The sequence below is a fragment of the Tenacibaculum haliotis genome (assembly GCF_025215075.1).
Taxonomy (GTDB): domain Bacteria; phylum Bacteroidota; class Bacteroidia; order Flavobacteriales; family Flavobacteriaceae; genus Polaribacter; species Polaribacter haliotis_B.
The window spans coordinates 49,813-60,778 of sequence record NZ_JAOBTH010000017.1; the positions used below are offsets into that span (position 1 = coordinate 49,813).

8 protein-coding genes are annotated in these 10,966 nt (G+C 31.0%); 4 read left to right on the plus strand and 4 right to left on the minus strand.

Features of this window, described 5'->3' with window-relative positions; all coding sequences use genetic code 11:
• Positions 1 to 10: 10 nt before the first annotated feature.
• Genes N2251_RS01135 through N2251_RS01150 form a run of 4 tightly spaced genes read right to left on the minus strand, consistent with a single transcriptional unit; the run spans position 11 to position 2,749 of the window.
• Positions 11 to 388, minus strand: coding sequence for a four helix bundle protein (locus tag N2251_RS01135; RefSeq protein WP_260584843.1), 378 nt, complete (start codon positions 386 to 388; stop codon positions 11 to 13).
• A gap of 52 nt (positions 389 to 440) precedes the next feature.
• A complete protein-coding gene (locus tag N2251_RS01140; protein ID WP_260584844.1) occupies positions 441 to 1,178 on the minus strand; it encodes a metal ABC transporter ATP-binding protein in 738 nt (245 codons plus the stop codon).
• A gap of 1 nt (position 1,179) precedes the next feature.
• Entirely contained in the window at positions 1,180 to 2,091 is a 912-nt protein-coding gene (locus tag N2251_RS01145) for a metal ABC transporter solute-binding protein, Zn/Mn family (RefSeq protein ID WP_260584845.1), read from the minus strand.
• A 1-nt stretch (position 2,092) separates the two neighbouring features.
• Complete coding sequence (locus N2251_RS01150) at positions 2,093 to 2,749, minus strand: metal-dependent transcriptional regulator (RefSeq protein WP_260584846.1); 657 nt, start codon at positions 2,747 to 2,749, stop codon at positions 2,093 to 2,095.
• Positions 2,750 to 2,858: 109 nt separating this feature from the next.
• Between N2251_RS01150 and N2251_RS01155 the strand changes: the two genes are divergently transcribed.
• The 4 genes from N2251_RS01155 (at position 2,859) to N2251_RS01170 (ending at position 10,746) form a co-directional block, all read left to right on the plus strand.
• Positions 2,859 to 5,186, plus strand: coding sequence for a TonB-dependent receptor (locus N2251_RS01155; RefSeq protein ID WP_260584847.1), 2,328 nt, complete (start codon positions 2,859 to 2,861; stop codon positions 5,184 to 5,186).
• 209 nt (positions 5,187 to 5,395) lie between these two features.
• Positions 5,396 to 8,185 (plus strand): TonB-dependent receptor, encoded by a 2,790-nt coding sequence (locus N2251_RS01160; RefSeq protein WP_260584848.1) that lies wholly within the window; start codon positions 5,396 to 5,398, stop codon positions 8,183 to 8,185.
• Positions 8,186 to 8,284: 99 nt separating this feature from the next.
• Positions 8,285 to 9,487 (plus strand): beta-helix domain-containing protein, encoded by a 1,203-nt coding sequence (locus N2251_RS01165; RefSeq protein ID WP_260584849.1) that lies wholly within the window; start codon positions 8,285 to 8,287, stop codon positions 9,485 to 9,487.
• A gap of 149 nt (positions 9,488 to 9,636) precedes the next feature.
• A complete protein-coding gene (locus N2251_RS01170; RefSeq protein WP_260584850.1) occupies positions 9,637 to 10,746 on the plus strand; it encodes a thrombospondin type 3 repeat-containing protein in 1,110 nt (369 codons plus the stop codon).
• The last annotated feature ends 220 nt before the right edge of the window (positions 10,747 to 10,966 follow it).

Sequence of the window (10,966 nt, forward strand, 5' to 3'; positions counted from 1 at the left end):
TAGTTAGTTTTTAGAGATTAGTATTTTTGTTACGCAAATATTTTTGTAGACCTATAATCATCTTTGAAAGTTCTACTAATTTTTCACGAATTTCATTTTCAGATTCTTCAGAAATAAAATTTTGTCGTTTTGCAATCGAAACACAAACAACACATTCATTTGTAGAACCTAATGCTATTTGCAAAAATCTATTAAACTGTTTGTCTGTATCTGCTGAACCTTCAGCAATATTTAATGCAATAGAAACAGCTGCTCTATTAAATTGAGGTTTTAATCCAAAACGTTCTGTATCTGGAAAATTATTTGATGTTTCATAAGAAAAATCGACAAATTCAAGTGCTTTTTGATACACTTTCAAATCTTCAAACTTGAATTTTATTTTTCCCATTTTTATTGATTTTTTTCTTTTCTAACCACTACTCACTAAAAGCTAAAAAAACTTACTGCTGCACACTTACTTTATAATTAATTCCGTAAGTTTTCGTTAGGTTATCATCGTTAAAAATTTCTTTTACAGGACCTGTTGCAATCTTCTTTACATTTAAAAAAGTTACCCAATCGAAATATTCAGGAACCGTTTGCAAATCGTGATGTACTACAACCACTGTTTTTCCTGCTTTTCGCAATTCTTTTAAAATATTGATAATAGTAATTTCTGTAGTTGCATCTACCCCCTGAAAAGGTTCATCCATAAAATAGATAGCTGCATCTTGTGCCAATGCTCTCGCCAAAAAAACACGTTGTTGTTGCCCACCTGAAAGCTGGGAAATTTGTCGGCTTTTAAAAGCTAGCATCCCTACTTTTTCAAGCGCTTCTAATGCTGTTTTTTTTTGTGATTTCCCTGGACGTTTTATCCAACCTAAACTTCCATAAGTTCCCATCATAACCACATCTAAAGCTGTGGTAGGAAAATCCCAATCTACACTTCCTTTCTGCGGAACATACGCAACTAATTTTCGTTGTTTATCATAAGGTTTTCCATAAATAGAAACACTTCCTGCAATCGGATTTATAATTCCTAAAATAGATTTTATCAACGTAGATTTCCCAGCGCCGTTTGGCCCTACAATTGCCATTAAAACTCCTTCTGGAATAGCCAAATCAATATCCCAAAGTACCGGTTTATAGTTATAAGCAACTGTTAAATCATCAACTGTTACTGCGTATTTTGTTTCCATATTATTTTAATGCGTTAACAATCGTATTCACATTTGCTTTATACATTCCTATATAAGCTGCTTCTTCTGTTCCTGCACTTCCTAATGCATCAGAATATAACGTTCCGCCAATTACAACCTCTTGATCTTTAGATTTTACTGCTGCCTGTAAAGCTTCAATAGTTCGTTTTGGCACAGAACTTTCTACAAAAATTGCTTTCACATTATTTTCTATAATAAACTTTGCTAACTTCTGAACATCCTGAACACCAGCTTCTGTTGCAGTTGATAATCCTTGTAAGCCTACAACATTAAATTGATGCTGTTTTCCGAAATAATTAAAAGCATCGTGTGCAGTTACCAATACTCTTTTCTCTATTGGCAATTCGTTTATTTTGCTTTCAATCTCTTTATTTAAATCTTTTATTTTCTCTAAATATTCTTTAGCGTTTTGCTTATAAAAGGCAGCATTTTTAGCATCTATTTCTGCTAATTTTTCTGCTACATACGATGTTATCTTACTCCAATTATTAAGATCAAACCAAATATGAGGATCATAATTTGAAGCGAACAACGCTGAATTTATCAAGTTTTTTTTATTAATTACATCAGAAACAACAATCGTTTTTTTATTTTGATGTTGCATTTTCTCAAAAACCTCTTCTAACTTTCCTTCTAAATGTAATCCGTTGTAAATAACAACATCAGCATTAAATAATTTTGAAACATCACCCTCGCTAGCTTTATACAAATGCGGATCTACTCCTGCACCCATTAAACCTTTAACCTCTAGTTTATCGCCTCCAATATTCTTTACTAAATCGGTAATCATCGTAGTCGTTGTAACTACTTTTAATTTATCATTTTCGTTTTTTGCTTTTTTACCACAACTTACTGCTAATAAGATTACAAATAATAATGCTATTCTTTTCATCTTAATTTTTTTGTATATAAATATTGTTTGCTACTTTGTTTGAAATCGTCATTTCTTTCTCGTTAATTTTTACTAAAAAAGAATCATCAAAAGGTTCTTTATCTAACACTTGTATATTGAGTCCTAATCCGATTTCTTGCTTGTCTAAAAAACGTAAAAACTCAGAAGAAGTATCGTTTACACCTACACAAACACCTTTTTCATTTTTTTGCAGTGTAGCTAACAAGCTTTTTTTTATTTGCGGTAAATTTCCTTCCTTATCAGGAATTGGATCTCCGTGTGGATCTCTTTTAGGATGTCCTAAAAAGGCATCTAACTCGTCTATTAATTTTGGCGATTTTATATGCTCTAATTGCTCTGCTACTTCATGCACTTCATCCCAAGAAAAATTAAGCTTTTCTACCAAAAAAACTTCCCACAATCGATGTTTACGAATAATGCTAGCCGCAGTTTTTTTTCCGAGTTCGGTTAACGTAACACCTTGATACTTTTTATAAACAACCACTTCTTTATCAGATAGCTTTTTAATCATATCTGTTACCGAAGAAGCTTTTGTTTTTAATCGCTTAGCAATAGCATTTGTACTGATTCCTTTATCAGATATTGCCGCTAGGTGATAAATGGTTTTAATATAATTTTCTTCTGATTGGCTAAACATTGTATTTTTTTGACTTTACAAATATATAAATTTTCATTTATATAAAATAATTTTTAGTCTTATCTAAAAATTATTTTACCTTTGTGAAAAAATAATAAATAAAGTACCCATGAAAAATGCTGTTTTTTTAATTATTCTATTTACAACTACCATCGTAAAAGCACAAGTAATTACAGGAAAAACAACCAATACAAAAGGAGAAACAGTTCCTTTTGTAAACATTCTTATAAAAGGAACAAACATCGGAACAACTACAGATGAGAATGGAAATTACACGATAGAAACATCAAAAAGTAAATTTGTTTTAATTGCTTCTTCTATTGGATTTTTATCAGAAAGAAAAAACATCCGCTTAAAATCATCCGAAGAAAAAAAAGTTGATTTTATTTTAACTGAAACTACCGAAATTTTAGATCAGGTTACTGTAACAGGAACAAGAACAGACAGAAGAAGTACTAAAAACCCTGTAATTGTAAATGTAATTAACAGTGAAACTTTAGCAAATGTGCAAGCATGTAATTTATCGGAAGGTTTAAAATTTCAGACTGGTTTACGTGTAGAAACGGATTGCCAAACTTGTAATTACACGCAATTACGTATGAACGGGTTGGCAGGTGGTTATTCTCAAATATTAATAAATGGGCGACCAATTTTTAGCCCGCTAACCGGTTTATATGGTTTAGAGCAAATACCTACCAATATGATAGATCGCATTGAAGTAGTTCGCGGTGGCGGATCTGCATTATACGGATCGAGCGCTATTGGAGGAACCGTTAATGTGATTACCAATGTTCCTAAAAAAGACGATTATAGTATTCAATATACCTATCAAAATTTAAAAGGGGCTTCAGATCATATCATTGCTGGTAATGCAACGGTTGTTAATGATGCTAAAAATGCTGGAATTTCTTTTTTTATAAACAATAGAGCTCGAGAAATTTACGATCACAATGGCGATAACTTCTCTGAATTACCACAATTAAAAAACAACTCATTTGGTACTAATTTATTTTTTTTACCGACAGAAAATCAGAAGTTAGAAATTAACTTCAGTAAAATGAATGAATACCGTTATGGTGGCGAAATGATTAAAAACGCGCCGAATTTTGCGTTACAATCCGAAGAAAGAACACACGATGTGTATGTTGGTAATATTGATTATCAAATTAATTTTAATGAAGATAAAAGCTCATTAATTACCTATTTTGCTTCTCAATACACCGCCAGAGATCATTACACAGGTATTCGCCCAGAAATAGGTACTCCCGAAGACACAGCTCACTTGGCAAATCCGCCTTATGGAAATTCAGAAACCACTACGTTTCAAGGTGGAATTCAGTTTAATCATAAACTAGAAGATTTTTTACAAGGAAATAATGTATTAACTATTGGTGGGGAGTTTGTACAAGATGATGTGTATGACGAAATTGATGCTTATAAATATGTTGTGGATCAGGTTACTAAAAACTACGGATTCTTTTTTCAGAGTGATTGGGAAATAAACGAAAAGTGGAATTTACTTGCTGGTGTTCGTTATGATCATCATAAATTAAATGCTTTAAAAAGAGACGGAACCAAAAAATTAATAACCAATAATGTGACGAGTCCACGAGTTTCTTTACTTTTTAAACCTTTTGAAAAAGCACAAGTAAGAGCAACCTGGGGAACCGGTTTTAGAGCGCCACAAGCTTTTGATACCGATTTACATATTGCTTTTGCTGGTGGCGGAATATCGAGAGTACAACTTGCTGATGATTTAAAAAGGGAACGCTCTAATAGTTATACCGTTTCTTTTAATTACGATCAACCAACAGAACATTATATATACGGCTTTACAGTTGAAAGTTTTTATACCAACTTAAATGATGCTTTCTTTTTAGAAGCTATAGGGGAAGATGAATTTGGTGAAGTTTTTGAAAAAAGAAATGGTGATGGCGCTATTGTAAAAGGAATTGCATTAGAAATAAGATTAAATTACGACGGAATTTTTCAGTTTGACGCTGGTTTTACGTATCAATCAAGTAAATATAATACTGCCATTAATAATTCTGATGCTTTAAATCCGAAGAAAGAATTTTTACGCACTCCAACTACTTACGGATATGCAACAGCAACATATACACCAAATCAAAAAATTAAAACAGCCTTAAATTTAGTGTATACTGGCACCATGGATGTGCTGCACTTAGCGTCAACTAACAGCTTAATTGAAGATGAATATTTTAAATCTCCTAATTTTTTTAATGTAGGGATTAAAACAAGTTATAATTTTGAATTACAAAAGCTAGATAGTAATATCGAATTTTTTGTAGGTATTAAAAACGTTTTTGATGAATATCAAAACTCATTTGACATCGGCAAAGAACGTGATAGTAACTTTATTTATGGCCCCGCAAACCCAAGAACTTACACCTTAGGCTTTAAAATATTTAAATAGCAAACTAATACATACAGCATACTGAAACCGTGTAGATTATATAATCTGCACGGTTTTTTCGTAATCTACAGTTAATATTCTCATAACAAAACAAGCTTTCATTAACATTTAAAAAACATTCTAATAAAACAAGCATAATTTACCCGTAACATTAGCTTTACAATATAACGCCAGATTTGCAGTGTATTTAAGAACTCAAGTTAGTTATAATGAAAAAAATAATAGTGATTACTCTTTTAAGCCTTTGCAGCTTTGTTTATTCTCAAGACAAAGGAACTGTAGTTGGTACACTTACAGATAAAGAGATGAATAATGAAGCATTACCATTTGCAAATGTCTTTATAAAAGGAACCTCAATTGGTGCAACTACCGATTTTGATGGTAAGTATACGCTTAATGTTCCAACAGGGAGCCAAATAATTGTATTTAGTTTTGTTGGATATCAAACCGTAGAAAAACAAATTATTGTTAAAACAAATGAAACATTAACCCTTAACCAAGAATTAGGCGCCAACGAAGGTGTTGCTTTAGATGAAATTGAAATTAAAGCCAGTACAAGTAAAAATAAAGCGAGTGCTTTATTATTAGACCAAAAAAAAGCTACAGTAATAAAAGAAAGTATTGGTGCTGAAGAGTTATCGACTAAAGGAGTTAGTGATGCTGCTGTAGCGGCAACGAAAGTTGCTGGTATTTCAAAGCAACAAGGTTCTAATAAAATTTTTGTTAGGGGTTTAGGTGATAGATATAATAGTACCACTTTAAATGGATTGCCATTACCCTCTAATAACCCAAGTTATAAGAATATTTCTCTTGAGTTATTTCCTACAGGCATAATACAAAATGTAGGAGTAAGTAAAACTTTCTCAGCCAACTTAACTAGTGATTTGGCTGGTGCAAATGTTGATATTTCAACAAAAGAACATACTGGTAAGAATGTTATAACTATTGGGTTTTCTAGTGGTATTAACAGTCAAACTACAGGTGGAAAGTTTAAAAAAATTGATGGAGCTAATTCGATCGGTTACGCAAAGAGCACCAAACATGGTGTAACAAACCTAAATACAATACCTTTTACTGATAATTTCTCTCCTAAAAATGACCGTGCTGCAGCCAATACTAATTTATCTGTTTCAGGAGGAAGAAGGTTTAATATAAACGATGAGTCTTCTTTATCAATGTTCTTAGTTGGATCTTTTAACAACAACTACTTAACTAGAGATGGAATTTCTATTAACTATCAAAGAAATGATGGTTCTAAAGGAAGTAGTTATACATCTGCTAAAGAGTATAGATATGAAACATCAAAATTAGCTATGGGTAATTTTACTTATAGAATAAACTCAAATCATAAAGTAACTTATAACAGCGTTTTTATCCATTCTAACTCTCAAAATATTCAAGATTATAGTGGAACAAAACCTGATGTCGCTGATGAAGGTGAAATTGCTCGCTTAATTCTTCAAACACAAAATCAAAACACTTTATTTATTAATCAATTATTAAGTAGCCATAAATTAAGTGAAAGTATTGATGTTAATTCTGGTTTTTCTTTTAATACAATTAATAATGATGAACCTAATAGAAAAAAGAATCTTTTAAGACGTAACGAAAACGAAAACGTTTATTACTTTGCTTCTGGAACACCAAGAAATAATAGTAGATATTATCATAACTTAAAAGAAAATGATATAACTGCTAAATTAGATATAGCTAAATATTTTGGAGGAAAAGAAGATAATAAAATTAAATTAAACTTAGGATACTTCTTCAGGAATACAGATAGATTAATGAATCAATATTATTTTGATTATGACATTAATAATCAAAATAATATAGCAGATATAAATAATCTTAGTGGAGTATTAAATCAACAAGGACTAGATAATGGAATTTTCAGACTAAAAACACACTTTGGTTTTGGTTCAGATGCCTTATTGCCTATGTTTTACAAAGGAGATAAAACAACCCATGCAGGATATGCTTCTTTAGATTATCAAATTACGGATAAGTTATTTGTTAATATGGGAGCTAGATTTGAAAGAATACAAATGGATGTTAGATGGAAAACACCTCAAGATAAAGATGTTGAAAATAACTTTATTTCAAAAAAAGAAAATTACTTATTACCTACTTTAAATTTGAAATATAATTTTACTGACAATAACATTATTCGTCTTGCAGGAAGTCAAACATACACCTTTCCTCAGTTTAAAGAAATAGCACCTTTTCCATATGAAGGAGCTGATTACCTTGAAATAGGTAATCCTGATTTAAAACCTTCTGAAAATATTAATATTGATTTAAAATGGGAACTTTACCCATCTAGAGAAGAATTAATTTCTGCTACAATTTTTGGAAAACGAATTAAAAATGCAATCAGTAGAGTTGAACAAAACGCAGCTTCTGATAATAATTTCACATATCAAAATACAGGTGATGCTGATGTGTTAGGTCTAGAAGTTGAGTTTAAGAAAAACTTATTCAATTTAGCTAATGATGAAGACGATTTTACTAAAGTAATTAAATTAGGGTTTAATGCTAGTTATATGTATACAAATCAGAATCTAACGTCAACTTCAAACTTTAGACCAACAAAAGAAGAAGAAAAATTAGAAGGAGCAGCACCATTTATATTAAATACAGATTTATCTTATCATTTTAAAAAAGATAACAAACAAACTGTAGCTTCATTAGTCTTTAATTATCAAAATGAAAAAGTATACTCTGTAGGATCAAATCTTTTAGATGCCATAATTGAAAAAGCACTTCCTAGGTTAGACCTTGTTTTAAAGCATGATTTTTCTAAGAAAATTGGAGTTAAGCTTAGCGCTAAAAACTTATTAAACCCAAGTATAGAACGTTATAGAGACATTGGTAATACGTTAATTACCAAAGACCCTAATGACAACTCTAAAACAGTAAGTAGACCTTTTGACTTTGTGACTAGATCCTTTAAAAATGGTGTAAACTTATCGTTAGGTTTTACTTATAAACTATAATTTTATTAACATTTTATTAAATTTAAGATAAAACTGTATTTAATAAACAAACCAATATTTGCAACACAATTTAACATAACAAAAAAACAAAAAACAAAAATGAAAACAATTAAATTATTATCACTTTTAGCTATTTCTGCATCTTTAATGGTTGGATGTTCAGAAAATGATCCTATAGACAAACCAGATACAGGATTTGATTTAGAAATCAACGGACAAAATGATTTTGACCCTAAAGATTTAAAAGGTAATATAAATGCTGATATAACTTTAAATTCTGGAATAGAATATTTATTATCTAGCTCTTTAAAAGTAAAAGAAGGCTACACATTAACGATAGAAGCAGGAACAGTTATTAAATGTAAAGCAGGTGGTACTGATGTTTTTTTAGCTGTTGAAAGAGGTGCTAAATTAAACGCTAACGGAACTTCTGCAAATCCAGTTATATTTACATCTAATGCTTCTAATGCTAGAGCTGGAGATTGGGGTGGTATAGTAATCGCTGGTAAAGCAAGAACAAATAAAGGTGCCGAAGCTGAAACTGAAGTAGCTGGTTTAAAATATGGTGGTACTGCTGATAACGATAACTCAGGAACATTAACATATGTTAGAACTGAATATACTGGTGCAAAAATTAATGGTGATCAAGAATTTAACGGAATTTCTTTATACTCTGTAGGTTCTGGAACGACAATTAATAACTTATTTATTTCTAATGGTGCAGATGATGGTATCGAATTTTTTGGAGGTACTGTAAATGTTACTAATGTTATGTGTGTTAACATTAAAGATGATATGTTTGACTTTACAGGAGGATATACAGGAACTATGGATAACATGTTTGGTGTTAGAGAAAATGGTTTTAATGATGCTACTGAAGACCCAAGAGGTATTGAAGGAGACAGTAATGGATCTAACCCGACAGCAACTCCTGTTTCATCTCCAACAATTAAAAATGTAACAGTATTAAACTTATCAGAAATTACACCTCTTAAATCTGGTGCTGAAATAAGAAGAGGAACTAACGCGACTATTGAAAACGCATTATTCGCTGCTTATGGAAATGCTTCTTTTGGTAACTTAATTGATACTAAAGATGACAAAGGTAATGGAACTTTAACAATCACAGATTCTTACAAAATGGGAACAGTAGGTGATAATAAAGAAGGTGGAACTATTACAGGAACTGTTGTAGAAGATGCTGAAGCTATTACTGCTGATGGTGATGCTTTAACTGTTAAGGCTGGTAGAGGTGCTGATTTTACAAAATTCGCTTGGACTAACTACAGTTTAGAAAAGTAATAAATTATTATTTTTCAATAATTAAAAATCGAGCTATATGCTCGGTTTTTTTTGTTTTATAGTTTATTTACTTTTTAGTAATCTGTAGTTAACTCATAACCAAAGAAAAAACTTGATTTTTATAGTATTAAACTTAAAACACGAATACTATGAAAAAAATTACCTTATTCCTTTTTTTAACTATTCCTTTATTCTGTTTTGGACAATCATACAAATATCACAGAGTTAAAGATTTAGGAAACTCTATTTCTGTTGCAACGGAATCCTTTTGTAATGACTTAGGTTCAAAACATCATAAACTGAATATATATTTAGTTTCTAAATTAGAAATAAATGAGGTTTACTATTTTCAAGATGTAGATGGTCAAAATTTTTATGGAAAAATAGTACAGGCTGAGGATAGTTCTGATCAAGATGCTGATGAATTCATCAATGAGAGTAATGTTAGTGATATAATAAATATTACTTGTAATACTGACACTGATGGAGATGGGATAAATGACACTGAAGACAATTGCCCTAACACTTCAAATGCAAATCAAAACGATATCGATAATGACGGTATTGGTGATGCATGCGACTCACAAGATAATAGAGATTCTGATGGTGATGGGGTACAAAACTGGCAAGACAACTGTCCTAACCAAGCAGGTCCTTCTTCTAACAATGGATGCCCTGTTGGTGACCCTGATTTTATTGTTACTGGAATATCTATCAATGCCGGTGGAACTTATACAAGTACATCAGGAGTATTAACTCTCAGAACTAACCAAAACCATAAATTCTGTGTTAATATTAAAAATACAGGAGCTGTAACTGGCACAATTAACAATACGGCTTTAATTTTAACAAACAGCTCAAGCTTGAATAGTTCAAGTATTGTAGTTAACCTTCCTTATCCTAGCTCTTCGTTAAGTATAGCTCCAAACCAAACTAAAGAAATGTGTTCAGAAGTGTATATATGGGACAACTACTTAGGATATAACCTTTCAAGCTTTAATTATTTACATGCTATAGCTGACTACCATGGAAACACATCTGAATCTAACGAAGGTAACAATCAAGCTTACGCAAGCGTTAACTCCTCATCATTTAAAACCCCTACCCAGTTGACTATCCATGATGTAAACGGAAATAAAATTAATGAAACTGCTATCAATAGCAAAACACAAGAAGCTGATATTATTAAAAGCCTACCAGAAGGTTTCTATTTTATTGATAAAGACGGTAAAAAAAGTAAAATTTATAAAAAGAATTAATATTCTTTCACTTAAAAAAAACCGAGCCTCACAGGAGGGCACTGAAAAAGCAACTCTTTTTGAAATTTAACTTTAAAAGCGATTAAGAAATGTTACATTTCTCTTAATCGCTTTTTGTTTGCTGTACTTTTTTTGATAAAGTCTTATGTTATATAAAAATTGGGTAAAACAAACCGTTTTTTAACTGCTATTTTAGGCAACTCTGACTTTGTTACTAGCT

Coding starts and splice junctions, on each gene's coding strand:
- N2251_RS01135 (WP_260584843.1), bottom strand. CDS start 388: ATGGGAAAAATAAAATTCAAGTTTGAAGATTTGAAAGTGTATCAAAAA.
- N2251_RS01140 (WP_260584844.1), bottom strand. CDS start 1,178: ATGGAAACAAAATACGCAGTAACAGTTGATGATTTAACAGTTGCTTAT.
- N2251_RS01145 (WP_260584845.1), bottom strand. CDS start 2,091: ATGAAAAGAATAGCATTATTATTTGTAATCTTATTAGCAGTAAGTTGT.
- N2251_RS01150 (WP_260584846.1), bottom strand. CDS start 2,749: ATGTTTAGCCAATCAGAAGAAAATTATATTAAAACCATTTATCACCTA.
- N2251_RS01155 (WP_260584847.1), top strand. CDS start 2,859: ATGAAAAATGCTGTTTTTTTAATTATTCTATTTACAACTACCATCGTA.
- N2251_RS01160 (WP_260584848.1), top strand. CDS start 5,396: ATGAAAAAAATAATAGTGATTACTCTTTTAAGCCTTTGCAGCTTTGTT.
- N2251_RS01165 (WP_260584849.1), top strand. CDS start 8,285: ATGAAAACAATTAAATTATTATCACTTTTAGCTATTTCTGCATCTTTA.
- N2251_RS01170 (WP_260584850.1), top strand. CDS start 9,637: ATGAAAAAAATTACCTTATTCCTTTTTTTAACTATTCCTTTATTCTGT.